Origin of the sequence: Streptosporangium album (assembly GCF_014203795.1) — a bacterium.
Classification (GTDB): Bacteria; Actinomycetota; Actinomycetes; order Streptosporangiales; family Streptosporangiaceae; genus Streptosporangium; species Streptosporangium album.
On sequence record NZ_JACHJU010000003.1, the window covers coordinates 222,027 to 239,822 of the forward strand.

The 17,796-nt window shown below is 69.5% G+C and carries 15 protein-coding genes; 11 read left to right on the forward strand and 4 right to left on the reverse strand.

Annotation, left to right across the window (positions count from 1 at the left end):
• Positions 1 to 248 precede the first annotated feature (248 nt).
• The 9 genes from FHR32_RS30890 (at position 249) to FHR32_RS46195 (ending at position 12,276) form a co-directional block, all read left to right on the forward strand.
• Entirely contained in the window at positions 249 to 2,660 is a 2,412-nt protein-coding gene (locus FHR32_RS30890; protein ID WP_312882779.1) for a M4 family metallopeptidase, read from the forward strand.
• 368 nt (positions 2,661 to 3,028) lie between these two features.
• Complete coding sequence (locus tag FHR32_RS30895; protein WP_312882780.1) at positions 3,029 to 4,042, forward strand: zinc-dependent alcohol dehydrogenase; 1,014 nt, start codon at positions 3,029 to 3,031, stop codon at positions 4,040 to 4,042.
• 441 nt (positions 4,043 to 4,483) lie between these two features.
• Positions 4,484 to 6,529, forward strand: coding sequence for a glycosyl hydrolase family 28-related protein (locus tag FHR32_RS30900; protein WP_312882781.1), 2,046 nt, complete (start codon positions 4,484 to 4,486; stop codon positions 6,527 to 6,529).
• A gap of 61 nt (positions 6,530 to 6,590) precedes the next feature.
• A complete protein-coding gene (locus FHR32_RS30905) occupies positions 6,591 to 7,718 on the forward strand; it encodes a sporulation protein (RefSeq protein ID WP_312882782.1) in 1,128 nt (375 codons plus the stop codon).
• A gap of 263 nt (positions 7,719 to 7,981) precedes the next feature.
• Complete coding sequence (locus FHR32_RS30910) at positions 7,982 to 9,070, forward strand: transposase (protein WP_281391106.1); 1,089 nt, start codon at positions 7,982 to 7,984, stop codon at positions 9,068 to 9,070.
• 21 nt (positions 9,071 to 9,091) lie between these two features.
• Positions 9,092 to 9,562, forward strand: a complete 471-nt coding sequence (locus FHR32_RS30915) for a hypothetical protein (RefSeq protein WP_184754836.1) — start codon at positions 9,092 to 9,094, stop codon at positions 9,560 to 9,562.
• Positions 9,559 to 10,599: an IS3 family transposase gene (locus tag FHR32_RS30920; protein ID WP_281390987.1), complete on the forward strand. Its 1,041-nt coding sequence runs from the start codon at positions 9,559 to 9,561 to the stop codon at positions 10,597 to 10,599. The genes FHR32_RS30915 and FHR32_RS30920 overlap by 4 nt, the downstream gene beginning before the upstream one ends.
• A gap of 36 nt (positions 10,600 to 10,635) precedes the next feature.
• Positions 10,636 to 11,043, forward strand: a complete 408-nt coding sequence (locus FHR32_RS30925) for a hypothetical protein (RefSeq protein WP_184758069.1) — start codon at positions 10,636 to 10,638, stop codon at positions 11,041 to 11,043.
• A 108-nt stretch (positions 11,044 to 11,151) separates the two neighbouring features.
• Complete coding sequence (locus FHR32_RS46195; protein ID WP_184758070.1) at positions 11,152 to 12,276, forward strand: S1 family peptidase; 1,125 nt, start codon at positions 11,152 to 11,154, stop codon at positions 12,274 to 12,276.
• A 315-nt stretch (positions 12,277 to 12,591) separates the two neighbouring features.
• Here FHR32_RS46195 and FHR32_RS30935 read toward each other — a convergent pair whose 3' ends face one another.
• Complete coding sequence (locus FHR32_RS30935; RefSeq protein ID WP_184758071.1) at positions 12,592 to 13,089, reverse strand: GNAT family N-acetyltransferase; 498 nt, start codon at positions 13,087 to 13,089, stop codon at positions 12,592 to 12,594.
• Between the two features lie 222 nt (positions 13,090 to 13,311).
• On the opposite strand from FHR32_RS30935, the gene FHR32_RS30940 reads away from it, so the two are divergent.
• The gene (locus FHR32_RS30940; RefSeq protein WP_184758072.1) at positions 13,312 to 14,739 is read left to right on the forward strand and encodes an MFS transporter; all 1,428 of its coding nucleotides are present in this window, start codon (positions 13,312 to 13,314) and stop codon (positions 14,737 to 14,739) included.
• 204 nt (positions 14,740 to 14,943) lie between these two features.
• Positions 14,944 to 15,825, forward strand: coding sequence for an NmrA family NAD(P)-binding protein (locus FHR32_RS30945; RefSeq protein WP_184758073.1), 882 nt, complete (start codon positions 14,944 to 14,946; stop codon positions 15,823 to 15,825).
• Here FHR32_RS30945 and FHR32_RS30950 read toward each other — a convergent pair.
• The 3 genes from FHR32_RS30950 to FHR32_RS30960 all read right to left on the reverse strand — a co-directional run bounded on the left by FHR32_RS30950 (position 15,810) and on the right by FHR32_RS30960 (position 17,659).
• Positions 15,810 to 16,157 carry a hypothetical protein gene (locus FHR32_RS30950; protein ID WP_221466473.1) on the reverse strand — a complete coding sequence of 116 codons (348 nt, stop codon included), beginning with the start codon at positions 16,155 to 16,157 and terminating at the stop codon, positions 15,810 to 15,812. The two genes, FHR32_RS30945 and FHR32_RS30950, sit on opposite strands and share 16 nt — an antisense overlap.
• A gap of 418 nt (positions 16,158 to 16,575) precedes the next feature.
• Positions 16,576 to 16,716, reverse strand: coding sequence for a putative ATP-grasp target RiPP (locus tag FHR32_RS30955; RefSeq protein ID WP_184758074.1), 141 nt, complete (start codon positions 16,714 to 16,716; stop codon positions 16,576 to 16,578).
• Between the two features lie 199 nt (positions 16,717 to 16,915).
• The gene (locus FHR32_RS30960; protein ID WP_184758075.1) at positions 16,916 to 17,659 is read right to left on the reverse strand and encodes an SDR family oxidoreductase; all 744 of its coding nucleotides are present in this window, start codon (positions 17,657 to 17,659) and stop codon (positions 16,916 to 16,918) included.
• Between the last annotated feature and the right edge of the window lie 137 nt (positions 17,660 to 17,796).

Here is a 17,796-nt window from a genome sequence, read left to right on the forward strand (position 1 = left end):
GTAAATCCCGTAATTCACAGCAAACTGTGAATTTCACACTATTGACGAATATATTGACTACCTCGCCTGTATGGCGTCAAATGCCTTTCAGTCCCACTATTACCAGCGAGTCTCTCCGCCCGGCATTTCACCATCGCAGGCGCGCGGCGTGCGTGAACGTGCTGATGAGTCTCGCGTCCAGGCAGTTCGACGGACCACGATCACCCCCCAAAGAACTCGTGGCCGTCGCTCATCAGAAGGAGTACCGCGTGAAACGCTCTGTCGCGTTTGCGCTAGTGACCACGGCGACAAGCATGCTCGTGGCACTGTCAACCGCATCGGCGGGAGCCTCCGGGCTGACCGTCCTCGCCCCGTCGATCGCACCCCCCGACTCCCCCGCGCAGTCCGCCGACCGCCTGGTCGAAGCCGAACCGGCCGTCCTCCGGGCCTCGGCCAAGGACCAGTTCCTGCGTCACAGCACCATCGCGGGCAAGGGAGGGCTCACCTACGTCTCCTACACCCGCACCTACTCCGGTCTGCCGGTCTACGGCGGCGACTTCGTCGTCGTCACCAACCCCAGTGGCGGCGTGCTGAGCACGTCGATCGCCCAGACCGACACCCTGAACGTCGCGACCACCCCGAAGATCGAGGCGCAGAGGGCCGCGGAGATCGCCAAGGCCGAGATCACCGACGCCGCCGAGGTGTCCGAGCCGAAGCTGTCGGTGATGGCCGAGGGCTCCGGACGGCTCGCCTACGAGGTCGTCGTGAGCGGCACGGACAAGGGCCACGAGAGCAAGCTCCACGTCTTCGTCGACGCGCTGACCGGCGGGATCGCCGAGAAGTCCGACGAGGTCAAGGAGGGCCAGGGGTCGAGCTACTACAACGGCCCGGTCACCGTCGGCACCACCCAGTCCGGTTCGACGTACTCCATGACCGACCCGGCCCGCTCGGGCCTGCGCTGCGGCGGTCAGGGCGGCACCGCCTACACCGGGTCCGACGACAGCTGGGGCAACGCCACGGGCACCGACCTGGAGACCGCCTGCGTCGACGCGCTCTACGCGGTGGGCAAGGAATGGGACATGCTGAGCGCGTGGCTCGGCCGCAACGGCATCAACGGCACCGGCGGCGGCTTCCCCGCCCGAGTCGGCCTCAGTGACGTCAACGCCTACTGGAACGGCAGCTACACCAACTTCGGCCACTCGCAGGACAACCAGCGTCAGGCGACCCCGATCGACGTGGTGGCCCACGAGTTCGGTCACGCCATCTTCCAGACGACGCCCGGCGGCTCGACCGGCAGCAACGAGAAGGGCGGGCTCAACGAGTCCACCGGCGACATCTTCGGAGCGCTGACCGAGTTCTACGCCAACGAGCCGGCCCAGTACGACCCGCCGGACCTCAGCGTGGGCGAGGAGGTCAACCTGGTGGGCAGCGGGCCGATCCGCTACATGCACAAGCCGTCGCAGATCTCCGGCCACCCCGACTGCTACTCCTCCTCGGTGCCGAACCTGGAGGTGCACGCGGGAGCCGGTGTCCAGAACCACTGGTTCTACCTGCTCTCCCAGGGCACGAACCCCACCAACGGCCAGCCGGTCAGCCCGACCTGCAACAGCTCCACCGTCACCGGGGTCGGCATCCAGAAGGCCGGTCAGATCTTCATGGGCGCGCTGCAGCGCAAGACCACGACCTGGACCCACCAACTCGTCCGCAAGGCGTCGCTGGAGGCCGCGATCCAGCTCTTCCCCGGCTCCTGCACCGAGTTCGAAACGACCAAGGCGGCATGGACGGCGGTCAACGTCCCCGCGGCGACGGGTGAGCCCACCTCGTGCTCGGCGGGCAACGACTTCTCCCTGACGCTCAACCCGACGTCGGCGAACGTGCAGCCCGGTCAGCAGGCGACCACGACGGTCGGCACGCAGACCACTTCGGGCAGCGCGCAGAGCGTGACGTTCTCGGCGTCCGGCCTGCCCTCGGGCGCCACCGCCTCCTTCAGCCCGGCCTCGGTGACCTCCGGCGCCTCCTCCACCCTGACGGTCTCGGTCCCTGCGGGCACGGCGTCCGCCACGTACAACGTGATCGTCACAGGTGACGGGACCAGCGTCGACAGGACGGCCACCTTCGCCCTCACCGTCGGCCCCACGAGCGACGTCGTCTTCAACGACACGTTCGAGACCAGCCTCGGCTGGACCACGAACGCGAGCGGCACCGACACCGCCACCATCGGCGCGTGGGAGCGCGGTGACCCCGCCGCGACCACCTCCGCCGGGACGGGCCTGCAGCTCGGCACCACCGTCAGCGGGACCAACGACCTGGTCACCGGCCGCCTGGCGGGCACCGCCGCGGGCGACTACGACGTCGACGGCGGCCTGACGAGCATCCGCTCGCCGGAGATCGCGCTTCCCACCGGCACGCTGACGCTGTCGCTCTCCTGGTACCTCGCCCATCTCAACAACGCCAGCAGCAGCGACTACTTCCGGGTCCGTGTGGTGTCCGGCACGACGAGCACCGTGGTGTTCCAGCAGCTCGGCGCCGCCTCCAACCGGGTCGGAGCCTGGCAGACCGCCACGGTCAACCTGTCCGGCTACGCCGGGCAGACCATCCGCCTGCTGATCGAGGCCGCCGACGCCTCGACGGCGAGCCTCATCGAGGCCGGAGTCGACGACGTGAAGATCACTAAGTCCTGACCCCCGGTCCACCCGCGGCCCCGGCTCCCACCAGGAGCCGGGGCCGCGGCGTGATCAGCCGCTCGCGCGACACCTCTGTGGCTTCCTGCCTCACCGGCCTGAGCCACCGAGATGGTCTTACCGGGTCTCCGGCTTTCGAGTCCTCAAGAACTCCGTTCCCGCCCGCACACCCGGTCCGGCGGTGACACGGGACCGGCCGGGCGCGTCGCCCCGGACCGTCCTGCGCAAACCCCTGTTCCCCCTTCCTCCGAACGCTGCTCTAGTGTTCTGAATCATCCGTCCGCAACGGTGTCGCGACATCCAGGCGGACGGGACCCGGCATGGGCACACCGGCCTGCTGTGCCCCGTGTCCCCCTGGAGGGCTGGACGTGAGAGCGTTTGTCATCACCGGCCCGCGCCGGTCCGCGGTGCGCGAGGTCGACCCGCCGGTCCCGGGCTCCGGCCAGGTCGTCGTCGACGTGGAGCGGGCGGGGGTGTGCGGCACCGACGCCGAGTTCTTCTCCGGCGAGATGGACTACCTGCGCCGGGGCCACGCCCGCTATCCGATGCGCATCGGGCACGAGTGGTGCGGGACCGTCTCCGCCGTGGGCGACGGCGTCGACCGGAGCTGGATCGGCCGGCGGACCACGGGCGACACCATGCTCGGCTGCGGCCGATGCCGTCGCTGCCTCACCGGGCTGCAGCACGTGTGCGAGGACCGCTTCGAGATCGGTATCCGGGGCGGATGGCCCGGCGCCCTGGCCGAGCAGCTACTGGTCCCGGTCACGGCGCTGCACGCGCTGCCGGACACGGTCGACGCGGTGGCCGGTGCCCTCGTCGAGCCGGGCGGCAACGCGCTGCGGGCCGTCGAGGGCGCCGCCCTCGAGCCGGGGGCCAGGGTGCTGGTGCTCGGCCCGGGCACGATCGGCCTGCTCGCGGCCCGGTTCGCGGTCGCCCTCGGCGCGGAGGTGCACGTCCTGGGGCTCTCGGAGCCGTCGCTGGAGTTCGCCCGGGCGCTCGGGGTGCACGGGGCGTGGACCGGCGAGCGGCTTCCCTCCCTCGCCTTCGACGCCGTCATCGACGCCGCCACCTCCCCCGACCTCCCCGCCCGCGCCCTCGATCTGGTGGAGCCGGGCAAGCGGGTGGTCTACATCGGCCTGGCGGCGACTCCCAGCACCGTCGACACCCGGACCATGGTGCTCAAGGACGTCACGGCCGTCGGGGTCCTGAGCGGTTCGGCCGGCCTCGCCGGCGCGATCGAGCACTACGCCTCGGGGACGGTGGACCCCCGGCCGCTCGTGGCCGCCACCGTCGGGCTGGACGGCGTGGGCGGCGTCCTGGCGGGGTCACGTCCCACCGGTTCGGGCCCGGGCCCCAAAATCCACGTGGACCCGCGTCTGTGATCGGCTCCCGCCCGGCGCGGATGTGACAGCGAGGGCCCCGCCTGCGGGCGGGCGCCCCGAACGTGTGGATCCCCGCGTCCGGCGACGGGGATCGGGCCCGCACCGCCGGCGTGGAAAGTCTCCAACGATCTTTTCTGTCGAGCCCCGCGGTCCCGTCATCCCCGTCTCGTCTGGCGGTCGACGCTCTCGTCTGCCCCGTGCCGCAGGCAGTCGCGCGTCGCGAAACATCGCAACGACTCACGAGAGTCGCTGCAAGAAATCATGTGCTACCCGTAGCCACACAGCAAGATTACGAAACTATTTCGCAGGGCTCTTGTGGAACGGGGTATGGGGGTCCTAATGTCACCTCACCCTCATGGCGTTCGCTCCGCCTCGAGCGTCTCCAGGCGTTCACCCCCCGAGAGAAACGAGCATGCGATGGCACGGAGCATCACAGGAACTGTGGCGAGGTGGTCCGGCAGGCCACCGCAGAGGGCATCGGTGGCGGTCGCGGCGGTGATCGCGGCCTCCGTCGGTCTCGGCGTCGTGCCCGGCGCCCCGGCCCTCGCCGGCACCGGCACGGGCGGAGCCCCGGCCCCCGTGGTGACGCGCGCCGCCCTCGACCCGTCGCTCGTCGCGGGCCGGGGCGCCAACGTCGCCTTCTCCGAGCAGGAGGCGGAGAACGCCACGACGAACGGCACGGCCATCGGCCCGGACCGCACCGCGTACACGCTGGCGGGAGAGGCGTCCGGCCGTAAGGCGGTCAGGCTGACGCCGGGACAGCACGTCGAGTTCACGCTGCCGAAGACGGCCAACGCGATCACCGTGCGTTACAGCATTCCGGACGCTCCCAACGGCGGCGGCATCACCGCGCCGCTGAACGTCACGGTGAACGGCGGGGGCAAGAAGGTCATGACCCTCACGTCGCAGTACGCGTGGCTGTACAACCAGTATCCGTTCACGAACGATCCGAACGCCGACCTGCTGCACCCCGACTGGTGGATCACCGAGTGCGCCTGCGTGCCCAACGCCACGACGCCCGGCCCGACGATCACGAAGCCGTTCCGCCCGACCCACTTCTACGACGAGCAGCGTCTCCTGCTGGGCAGGACGTACCGCGCGGGTGACAAGGTGCGGCTCACGGTCCCGGCCGGGAGCAACGCGGCGTGGACGGTCATCGACCTGCTCGACTCGGAGCTCGTCGGCGCGCCGCACGTCAGGCTCCTCGCGGCGAACGTGCTGGCGTTCGGCGCAGACCCGCTCGGCCGGCGCGACTCCGCCGACGCGATCGACAGGGCGATCGCCTCCGCGAAGCGCAGCCACCTCAAGGTCTACATCCCGCCGGGCGTCTACCAGGTGAACCGTCACATCGTCGTCGACGACGTGACGATCGAGGGCGCCGGCAGCTGGTACACGACCGTCAAGGGCAAGGAGGTCGCCCTCGGCGCCCCGGCCCCCGACGGCTCGGTGCACACCGGCGTCGGCTTCTACGGCAAGGACGCGTCGGCCGGCGGCAGCAGGAACGTGCACCTGTCCGGCTTCGCGATCGAGGGTGACGTCCGCGAGCGCATCGACACCGACCAGGTGAACGGCATCGGCGGGGCGCTGAGCGACTCGACCGTCGACGGCCTCTACATCCACCGCACCAAGGTGGGCATGTGGTTCGACGGGCCGATGAAGAACCTGAAGATCACGAACAACGTCATCGTCGACCAGATCGCCGACGCCCTCAACTTCCACGGCGGCGTCACGAACTCGGTCGTGTCGAACAACTTCACCCGCAACACGGGTGACGACGGCCTCGCCATGTGGTCCGAGAAGATCGCCAACGCCGGCAACACGTTCGACCACAACACCGTGCAGACGCCGACCCTCGCGAACGGCATCGCCGTCTACGGCGGCACCGACAACACCGTCTCGAACAACCTCGTCGCCGACCCGATCCGTGAGGGCAGCGGCATCCACGTCGGGTCCCGCTTCGGCGCCGAGGCATTCGCCGGGCACCTGTGGATCACCGACAACACCACGGCCCGGGCCGGCACGTACGAGCTGAACTGGAACATCGGCCTGGGAGCCATCTGGTTCTACGCGCTCGACAAGAACATCGACGCGGACGTCCAGGTGGTCGGGAACCACTTCCTCGACAGCACCTACAACGCGATCATGCTGGTCAGCGACTGGCCGGTGAAGGACCTGTACTCGATCACGAACGTCCACTTCAAGGACATCAGGGTCGACGGTACGGGCACCTCCGTGGTCAGCGCCCGCGTGAAGGGGTCCGCGTCCTTCGAGAACGTGGACGCCCGCAATGTCGGCGCGGTCGGCGTCAACAACTGCGGGTCGTTCAACTTCCCGCCCACCGGCTCGGAGTTCTCGCTGACGGACCTCGGCGGCAACGACGGGGGCGGCACCACCGGGCCCTGGCTCGCCCCGTGGGAGCTGCCGAACACCATCACCTGCGACGACCGCCCGCCGGTCGTCGCGCCGCCGGCGCCGTCCCCGTGGTGACGCTCCGCTGGACGCCCATGGCGACCGTGACGCCGCCGGGCGACACGGTCACCGATCCGGCGTGCTCGGCACCGTCGAGTACACCGGCTCCGCTCACCCCGGAGACCGTGACCGGCTGGTCGACGAGGGAGACGTGGGAGACGTGGGCGCCGCGCCCTCGCCGGGGGAACTGGGGGCAGCCTCCGGTCGTTCGCCCTTGTGGTTACGTCACCACAACTGGAGAGAGGTATCCGTGGTCTTCAAACGGCTGCTGGGAGCCTTCGGCGTCGGAGGTCCCTCGGTGGACACCGTCCTGGCCGTGTCCCGCGTGTCACCCGGCGGGTTCCTGACCGGAGAGGTCAGGGTCAGGGGCGGCGATTTCGAGGCGGAGATCGAGCACATCAGCCTGGGACTGGTCACCAGGGTCGAGACGGAGCACGACGAGGGCGAGCACAGCGGCCTCGGGGAGTTCTTCCGCACCGAGATCTCCGGCCCGTTCACACTGGGGACCGGCGAGGAGCGCACCTTCCCGTTCCAGGTGCCGGTGCCGTGGGAGACGCCGCTCACCGAGGTCCAGGGACAGCCGTTGAACGGCATGGCCATGGGCGTGCGCACCGAGCTGGCGATCGCCAAGGCGGTCGACAAGGGCGACCTCGACCCCTTCTCCGTGGCGGCCCTGCCCTCCCAGGAGGCCGTCCTGGTGGCCTTCTCCCGGCTCGGCTTCCACTTCAGGAGCGCCGACCTGGAGACGGGCCACCTGTACGGCGTGCAGCAGCGGTTGCCGTTCTACCAGGAGATCGAGTTCTACCCGCCTCCGCAGTACGCGGGCCGGATCAACGAGGTGGAGCTGACCTTCGTGGCCGACGCCGGCACGCTGGACGTCATCCTGGAGGCCGACAAGCGTGGCGGACACGGTTCGGGCCACGACTCCTTCGGGCGCTTCCAGGTGACCCACGAGCAGGCTCTCCAGATGGACTGGGCCGCCGAGATCACCGCCTGGCTGGACAGCCTGGCCACACGCCATCACGGCACGTCCTACGACGCCTCCTACGGTGGTCACCATGACGGCCACCACGGCGGCCACCACGGCGGACCCGGCATGGGTGCGGTCGTGGCGGCCGGAGCCGTGGGCGCCGTCGGCGGGTTCGTGGCCGCCGAGATGATCGACGAGATCGGCGACTTCTTCGAGGGCGACGAAGAAGAGGGGTGACGAGCAGGGCGGGCCGCTCCGCACGGAACGGAACGGCCCGCCCGTCCACTGCCCTCGCCCCACGACAACTAAGCTTGCGATTTAAGCAGGTCCGGGTGTTGGTGCAGTCTGGGGCAGATAGCGGCCGATAGTAGGACTATTGCGACATGGCGGGATGCACCGGAATGTAACCGTCGTGGTACGGCGTGTCGCGCCCAAGAGAGCGGCCACCATCTCCATCTTCGGTGTTGTCAAGACGCCGGAGACCCGAGAGGTGGCCGCAGATGCCGACTATCGCAGCAGCGCGCGAGGTGACGGAGCACATTGGGGCATCCGGTCGGTCACATCTTCGTCCCCTGATCGATTTCCGGGCCGGCCTCCACCGGCTCTTGTGGCGCCGGGCGGACGCGTTGTTCGAGCTCACCGATGCGTTGCTGTGCGCGCAGGGGCCGGTGCGCTCGCCGGTGGAGTTGTCGATGGAGCCGGAGTTCCGCCGCGGGCACGGCTCGGTCTACGCCGCTTTGGATCAGGGCCGGATCGACGCGGGCGGGCTGCGGCGCCTGCTGCTCGGGGTGTCTGCCGCGGCCCGGCCGGGCGAGCCGTTGATGTTCGCGCTGGACGTCACGCCGGACGCGCGGCCCGACGCCGAATATGCCGACGAGCGGGTGATGGTGCAGGTACGCGGCAAGGGCGGCGACAAGTTCCTGCCCGGCTGGCCCTACAGCCTGCTGGTGGGTGTGCAGTGGGGAGACTCCTCATGGGTGGACCCGATCGAGGCGCGCCGGCTGCGGCCGAGCCAGGAGCACACCGATGTCACCATCGAGCAGATCACCGGCCTGCTGGCGGACCTGGAGTCGACCGGCCGGCTCACCGGGGGCGATCCGCCGCCGCTGATCATGCTGGACGCCGGGAACTACGCCACCGACATCTCCCACGCGCTGACCGGTCGGCACGTTCAGGTCCTGGTTCGGCTGCGCGCCACCCGCGTCTTCTACGCCGACCCCGAACCCCGACGACCTGGCGAAATGGGCGCGGGTAAGCGTCACGGCCAGGAGTTCTCCTGCTCGGATGCGGCCAAGCGGTATGCCCCGGACATCGACCTGACCGCAGGATCGGCCCGGTACGGCACCGTGAGGGTACGCGCGTGGAAGGGCCTGCATCAAAAGCTCACCCGCACCGGTCGCTGGGCCGGTCACCCCGCCGATGAGCGGCTGCCCATCGTGCGCGGTACCGTCCTGCAGATCGTCGTGGACCGGCTGCCCGACGGCCGCAAGCCCACCAAAGATCTCTGGCTGTGGCATGCCGGGCCCGTCGAGGTCGACCTCCCTCTCTGTCAGACTCTTGTGAGACATGGGATGAATGAGTCTTCATGATGTGAAACAGGGCGAGACAGGATGATCGAGACAGTGACGATGACCCTCGCAGACCAGGCCGCCATGAGGGGGCAGGATGGTCTGGTGACCGACGATCGGGTGCGCCGGCCGGTGCGCCGGACCTTCACCGCCGCCTACAAGGCGCGGATCTTGGCGGCCTATGACGCCCTGCCCGAGGGCAGCCCCGAGCGTGGCGCGCTGATGCGCACCGAGAAGCTGTATCACTCCCACATCGAGCACTGGCGAAAGCAGCAGGAGAACGGCACACTGGCCGCTTCGACGGGTAAGCCGAAAAAAAGCACGGAGTCGGAGGAGCTGGCCCGGTTGCGGGCCGAGAACAGAAAGCTCAAGGCCGACGCGGCGAAACTGGAGGCCAAAAACGAGAAGCTCAGCGGCGAACTCGGGAAGACCAGGACCGCGCTTGATATCGCGGGAAAAGCATTCGCGCTGCTTCGGGACATCTCAAGCAGCGCGGACTCCGACACGAACTGACTCGGGTCATCGACGAGCATTTCCCGGAAATGGAGGAGTTGCTCGGCACGGCCAGGGCATGTGCGATCTTGGGAAGGTCGCGGGCCACGTTGCACCGGCGCCGTAATCCCACCCCGCCCCGGCTGGGTCCACGCCGCCCATTTCATCACCCGGCCCAATTGTCGGAACACGAGCGCGAGCAGGTGCTGGCCGTGCTGGACTCGCCCCGGTTCGCCGACAAGTCACCGGGCCAGGCGTGGGCGACCCTGCTGGACGAGGGCGTCTACCTGTGCTCGCAGGCCACGATGTACCGGCTGCTGCGCCAGCGCGGCCAGTCCGGTGAGCGGCGCGTCCAGGCCGTCCATCCGGCGAAGAAGAAACCCGAACTGGAAGCCGACGGGCCGAATCAGGTGTGGTCGTGGGATATCACGAAACTAAAAGGACCGGTGCGCGGCGTCTATTACCTGCTGTATGTCATCATCGATATCTTCTCGCGGAAAGTGATCTGGTGGGAGATCTGGCCGACGGAGACGGGAACCCTTGCCAGGGAGTTCATCGAGCACGCGATCGAGGCCAACGGCGGGATCGCCCCCGGCGCGATCCACGCCGACCGTGGCACCTCGATGACCTCGAACACCGTTTCCGGGCTGCTCGCGCTGCTGGGAATCGACCAGTCCCATTCACGGCCGCGTGTGTCCAACGACAATCCGTACTCAGAAGCGCAGTTCAAAACACTCAAGTACTGTCCCGCGTTTCCTGGCACGTTCGGGTCCATCGAAGATGCCAACGTCTTTTGCGACCAGTTCTTCCGGTACTACAACAATGAGCATCGCCATTCCGGCATCGGAATGCACACCCCGGCATCGGTGCACGACGGCTCCGCGGCCGAGATCCACGCCAGGCGGGCCGCCACGCTGAACGCGGCGTTCCTGGCCCACCCCGAGCGGTTCCACGGCCGGCGGCCCTGTCCGCCGCCGCTGCCCTCACGAGTGTGGATCAACAAACCACCCACGACCCAAGAGGTCGATCCTTCACCACAAACCACACAAGTAGCCTGATGTCTCAACCGGTTTGACAGATTCCGCCTGGATCTGGTGGATCTGCTGTGGAAGGCCTACCTGCGTCGCTTCGACCAAGAGCATTTCCACCGGTTCGCCAAGGTCTACCTGGGCATGGCCCGCGCCCACCTTTCCTCCGCGCAGGCCACCGACCGCTGGATGCATCTGATCATGGCCGCCTACGCCCAACTCCGGCTGGCCAGCCCGCACGTCGATGACCTGCGCCGCCCCTGGCATCCACGCCCCGAACCGGGAAGGCCGCTCAGCCCGTACCGGGTCCGCCTCGGCTTTCGCCGTCTCCGTGCGAAATTGGGGACGCCCGCCGGCTCGCCGAAACTCACCCGACCCGGACCCGGACGCCCAAAAGGATCAAGGAACCGGCCGAAGGACAAGCGTCCGCCCTACCGAAAGACCGTAACGACCGGCAACGAACACCGAGAGTGACGTTAAATCGCAAGCTAAGGACCCATAACACCGCGATAGGGGCTTTTTGCCACATCCCTTGGAGCTGTCCGGCCAATACTTTGACAGCACCCCCCACAAGGAGTGTGCATGTTCAGTCGAGGTTCCCTCCTGGCCGGCGTCGCCACCGTGGCGCTGTTCCTGACCGCCGGCACGGCCTCCGCAAACGCCGCGCCCGCCCCCCTCGCCCCCAAACCCCCGTCCCCCTCGGTCGTCGACGCCATGCAGCGCGACCTCGGCCTCACCGCCGAACAGGCCGTCACCCGACTGGCCAACGAAGAACGTGCGATGACCACGGAGTCGGCTCTGAGCGCCACGCTCGGCGCCACGTACGCCGGCGCCTGGCTCAACGGCGACGCCTCCCAGCTCATGGTCGCCACCAGCGACGCCGCCGCCGCCGGCGCCATCAAGGCCAAGGGCGCCCAGCCCGTGATCGTCAGCCGCACCCTGGAACAGCTCAACGCGGCCAAGGACAGGCTCGACCAGGCGCCGGCCGAGGCGAAGGCGGGCGCGTCCCTCTGGTACGTCGACACCCCGACCAACACCGTCGTGATCCTGGCCGCCCAGCAGGCCGCGGCCGACGCCCTCGTCGCCGCCGCCGGGGTGGACAAGGAGGCGGTCCGCGTGGTCGCCTCCGCCGAGCGGCCCCAGACCTTCATCGACATCATCGGCGGCAGGGCCTACTACATCGGTGGATCCCGCTGCAGCGTCGGCTTCTCCGTCACCAGGGGAAGCACCCCCGGATTCGTCACCGCGGGCCACTGCGGCAGGGCCGGTTACGGCACCACCAGCCCGACCGGCACCTTCCAGGGCTCCTCGTTCCCCGGCAACGACTACGCGTGGGTCGCCGCCCCCGGCAACACCCCCCGGCCCTGGGTGCGGGGTTCCGGCGGAGCCAACGTCATCGTGCGTGGGTCCACCCAGGCCGTGGTCGGCTCCTCGATCTGCCGCTCCGGCTCCACCACCGGCTGGCACTGCGGCGTCATCCAGCAGCACAACACCAGCGTGACCTACTCCCAGGGCACGGTGACCGGCCTGACCCGTACCACCGTGTGCGCCGAGCCGGGCGACTCCGGCGGGTCGTTCATCTCCGGCAGCCAGGCCCAGGGCGTGACCTCGGGCGGCTCCGGTAACTGCTCCTCCGGCGGCACGACGTACTACCAGCCGGTCAACGAGATCCTGTCCGTCTACGGACTGACCCTGACGGTCGGCTGATCTCCCTTCTCGCCACCCCGTCTTGACGGGTCACCCCCTCGTCAAGACGGGCACCCCCCAACGGCCGAGGAACCCGGCGGAAGCGCCGGGGATCAACCGTCCCGCCCCGGCTCCCGGGAGATCCACGGCGGCGGGCCCGAGACCGCCCTGCCATGGCACCGGTGAGAGCTCCTGGGGCGTCGAGCCCCTTCCGGAAGGTCCGCACGCGGGCCCTCCGGGAGGGGCTCGACGTCTGGAGCCGGACGCGCACGGGTCCCGCGGTGCCGTCGCCGCAAGCGGGGATCCCGCCACCGCGCCCGGCACGCCGTGGGCGGCTCAGGCCAGTGACTTCTCGAAACAGCGCGATCCCTCAAGCCGCTCGTAGGGAGGGAAGAGCGGGATGGCGGCGTACCCCTCCCGCTCGTACACCCGCACGGCGTCAGGCTGGCGGTCTCCGGTCTGCAGGATGATCCGCACCCCGCCGAGCGCGCGGGCCGCGTCCTCGGCCGCCGCCAGCAGCGCGCGCGCCACGCCCGTGCCCCGGTGGGTCAGGGCCACGTACATCCGCTTGAGCTCCAGGTCGGCGCCGAGCCTGCGCAGCGCGACATGGCCGACAGGCAGGTCCGGTCCGGCGTAGGCGACCCCGGTGTAGGCGACGGACTCGGGCTCGACGTGCATGCCCCGGGGCAGGTAGTCGGGCTTCTCTGCGAACCGGTCGGCGTAGCGGGCACTCATCTCCTCCTCCATCGCATCGCGCAGCGCGACGGCCGCGGCGTCGTCCCAGCCGACGGACCTGACAACGATCACATCGGTCCGATCCGCGGATGCGGTCATGCGAAATCTCCCGTCTCCCTGTTACGGCCACCCGAGAATCCTGACAGCTCCGGGTCCGGTGGCCGGTCCCGCCCCCGGGTCCGGGGCGACCTCGCCAAGTTGACACCGGGCTGTCCCGTGCTCCACATTTAACTGCGCGACGCAACATATGTGTGACACATAATATGTGTCGCGATTGCACACGTGTGTTCACGCACACTCTCCTCCTGAAGGAACACCTCCTTGCCCGCATTCGCCCATCCGGCCACGGCGGCGCAGACGTTCTCCCCGAGAAAACGCTGGGCCGTCCTCGCCGTCATCCTCAGCGCCGACGTCCTGGACCTCCTCGACTCGACGATCACCAACATCGCCGCCCCGACCATCGCCGAGGACCTCCACGGAGGCGAGGCCCTCATCCAGTGGCTGGGGGCGGGTTACGCCCTCGCCCTCGGTGTCCTCCTCGTGGCGGGCGGACGACTCGGCGACAGGTACGGTCGCCGTCGCCTGTTCCTCATCGGGATCACCGGTTTCACCCTCGCCTCGATCGCCTGCGGGCTGGCCCCGGCCCCCGGAGCGATCATCGTCGCCCGGCTCGTCCAGGGCGCGTTCGGCGCCCTGCTGATCCCCCAGGGGTTCGGCATCCTCGGCGCGGTCTTCCCCCGCGACCAGATCGGCAAGGCCTTCAGCGCCTTCGCCCCGGTCATGGGGATCTCCGCCGTCGGGGGTCCCCTCCTGGCCGGGGTCCTCATCGACGCCGACATCCTCGGGCTCGGCTGGCGCTCCATGTTCCTGATCAACATCGTGCTCGGCGGCATCGCGATCCTCGCCGCGGCGAAGCTCCTGCCAGAAGACACCGGCGATCCGGACGTCGCCGTCGACGGCATCGGCTCCGGCCTGCTGGCCGCGGCCATGCTCGGCCTGCTCTCCGGCCTCATCACCGGGTCCACGAGCGGCTGGACGCTCGTCCCGATAGCGCTCGTCGTGGGCGGCACCGTCTTCTTCGGCCTGTTCTGCCACCGTCAGCGCACGGCGGAGAGCCCGTTGATCAAACCCTCGCTGCTGGGAAACCGGGGATTCACCTCCGGTCTCATCCTGGGCGTCGTCTTCTTCGCCGCCGTGTCCGGGATTCTCTACGCCCTGTCGCTCTTCATGCAGAACGGTCTCGGCTACCCGCCGCTGAACGCGGCACTCGGCCTGGCCCCCATCGCGGTGGGCATCGTCATCGCCTCCATCGCCTCCTACCGGCTCATCGGCAGACTCGGACGCGACCTCGTCCTCATCGGCCTGGCCATCACCCTGACCGGCACCGGCTGGCTACTCGCCCTCGTCCTCACCGCCGGGACCACGGTGGGCGCGTGGGCACTCGTCCCACCGGTACTGATCATCGGTCTGGGCATGGGCACCTGCTTCGGAACCATCTACGACGTCACCATCGGCGACATCGGACCACGGGAGGCGGGCAGCGCCAGCGGCTCGCTCAGCGCGGTCCAGCAGCTGTCCAACGCCATCGGGGCGGCCGTGGTCACCACCGTCTACTTCACGGCCCTGGCCGACGGCGGCGAAGCGCGGGCCATGACCCACAGCCTCGCCGCCGTCGCCGCCGTCACCGTCGTCTGCTGCGGCCTCGTCCGGCTCCTCCCGCGCAAGGCCCTGCCCCAGGACCACCAGTAGTGCTTTGTGGATCTTCGCCGTGACGAGGGTCGGCCCGATGGATGCACCGCAAGGCGGAGGAGGAGCTCATAACGGAGTTATGGGCGACAACACCGCGGGGCGCCATCGGGGCGACCGCAGCAGGCGGAAAGATCCACAAAACACGTCCCAGTCCCTCGGCCCCTCGAGACCGTTGTAACAACCAACATGAAAAGGAAACCCGACATGACCATCCTCGTCACCGGAAGCCGCGGACTCGTCGGCAGCACGCTTGTGGCACTTCTCCGGAGCCGCGGGCTCGACGTGCGGGCGGCGTCCAAGGACCCCGGCAAGCTCAGCCTGCCCGCAGGCGTACCGGCGGTGACCTGCGACCTCACCGATCCGGGCACCTTCCCCGCGGCGCTCGAGGACGTCGCCTCGGTCTTCCTCTACGCCGAGGCGTCACAGATCGGCCCGTTCGTCGAGCAGGCCGCCGCGGCCGGGGTCCGGCACATCGTGCTGCTGTCGACCAGCGCGGTCCTCGGGCCCGCCGCCGACGACGACCCCATCGCCGCGTCGCACCTGAAGGTCGAGGAAGCCCTGGCGGCCTCGTCCGTCGAGTCGACGTTCCTGCGTCCGGGCTCCTTCGCGAGCAACGCGCTGCAGTGGTCCTGGGCCATCAGGTCCACCGGTACGGTGAACCTCCCCTATCCCGGTTCCCACACCGACCCCATCCACGAGGCGGACATCGCCGAGGCGGCACTCGCCGTACTCACCGACCCCCGGCTGGCCGGCGGGAAGTACACCCTGACCGGGCCGGAGTCCGTCACCTTCCGGGAGCAGCTCGACCACATCTCCCACGCGACAGGCCGGCCCGTGACGGTCAACGCCGTGAGCCGCGAGGAGTGGAAGGCCGAGATGGCCGGCTACATCCCCGGGGACTTCGCGGACGCGCTCCTCGACTGGTGGCGGTCCACCGACGGTTCACCGGCCGAGATCACCCGGACCGTCGAGGAGTTGACCGGCCACCCGGCCCGCGACTTCGCCGCCTGGGCCCGGGACCACGCCGGCGACTTCACGGACCAGCCGTCACAGCGGCCCCGGGCCGCCGGTCAGCCGGCGACCTGAGCCGTGCCCGGGGTCTGGGCCGACACCAGGGCGGCGTAACGGCCTCCCCGGGCGACCAGACCCTCATGGGTGCCGCGCTCCACGATCCGCCCCTCGTCGACCACCAGGATGAGGTCGGCGTCCTTCACCGTGCTCAACCGGTGGGCGATCACGATGCGCGTCTGGGTCAGCCAGCCGAGGTTGGCCTCGATCCTCGCCTCGGTGGTGCTGTCGAGATGGCTGGTGGCCTCGTCGAGCAGCAGGATCTTCGGCCGGGAGAGCAGTGCGCGGCGGCGGCGCAGGCCGCGGAGCAGCAGCACGCCGGATTCAAGCGTCGTCGCGAGGTCACTCATGATCCATCCCTGTTGTCCGTCTCCACGAGCCAGTCGGCGATCGCGTCGCTGATGGGCAACCCCGTGCGCTGCTCCACGAAGCCCCAGGCCCCGTTGGGGTTGATCTCCAGGAACACGTACTCCCCCTCCGGGGTGAGGATGAGGCCGATGGCGCCGCAGTTTCGGCAGCACCGTGTCGTCCTGCCGGTCGCTCAGTATCAGGATCATGTCCGTCCCGTCACGGAAGAAGAGGTGGCGGAGCGGGAGAACCCGCTCCGCCACGGCAGATCAGTCAGCGACCTGCTCGGCCGGTGCGCCGGGGGGGCGAGGCGGCGGACACCGCGCGCTCCGCCGCCGCCTCGCCCGGTCCGGCGTCCGCGGACCGAGGGGGTGTCACCGGGCGGGGCTGTTCACCCGCCCGGGGACACCGTTCCGATCGTCAGCTGATGTCCCACTCGCAGGCCTGGCCCTTGCTGTTGCGCCAGGACACGGTCATCCGGCCGCCGGCGACCTCGCCCAGCTCGGCCTCGGTGAGCTCGGCCCCCTCGAACGGGATGTCATCAATGTTGATCTTGGACATGCTTGTCCCCTCCATAGAACCGGCGCGACGGCCCCTCGGACCGCCGCGACCCGGTGATCATCTGAGAGGTCACTTGTGAACCACCGGTGACCGCGGCCCCTGAGTGGCGGGACGGCCCGCGGCCGTGACGCGCCGGCTCGAAGGCGCTTCTCTCACGCGAACGATCGAGCCTGGCGAGATCCGGCGCGTAAGTTCGAGGCTAGGCGATGCCTCCCGTGGCACGGATGTTCTGGCCGGTGAGCCAGCGTCCGTCGGGACCGGCGAGGAAGGCGACCACGTCCGCCACGTCCGCCGGCTGCCCGAGGCGGCCCAACGGGGTGATCCCGGCGACCGTCCGCAGGGCCTCCTCGGAGTTGGTGCCGCGCAGGAGGTCGGTGTCCGTCGCGCCCGGGGAGACCGTGTTCACGGTGATGCCGCGCGCTCCGAGCTCCAGGGCCGCGACGGCGGTCAACTGCTCGATCGCTCCCTTGCTGGCCACGTAGGGGGCGATACCGCGCGCGGGACGGACGGTGTTGAGGGTGGAGATGTTGACGATGCGCCCATTGTCGCGCATGTGCCTGGCCGCGTACCGGACGGTCAGGAAGGCGGACTTGGCGTTGACCGCCATGACACGGTCGTACAGCTCCTCGTCGGTGTCGGCGATGGAGGTCGGGGCGAAGCCCGGCGCGGCGTTGTTCACCAGGAGGTCCAGCCCTCCGAGATGCCCGCCGGCGGCGTCCATCAGCCGCTCCGCCGCCCCCGGATCGGCGAGCTCGGCCCGGATGGCCCGGGCGTTGCCGCCCGCCTCCTTGACCGCCCGCTCGACCTCGGCCGCGGCGTCGGCGTTCTGGGCGAAGCTGAAGACCACGTCCGCCCCGTCGCGGGCGAGACGTTCCACGATCGCCCGGCCGATGCCCCGGGACCCTCCGGTGACGACGGCCGCCTTTCCCTCCAGCGCTGCCACTTCGATCTCCGTTCAAAGTCGGCTCAGAGATCGAACCTACGCCAGGACGGCCACGACCCGCCACCGTGTCCGCCGGTGCCGGTCGGCTCGGCTGGCCGCTGGTCCGGCCGGCGAACGAGGCGCTGTTCCGCCTCTCG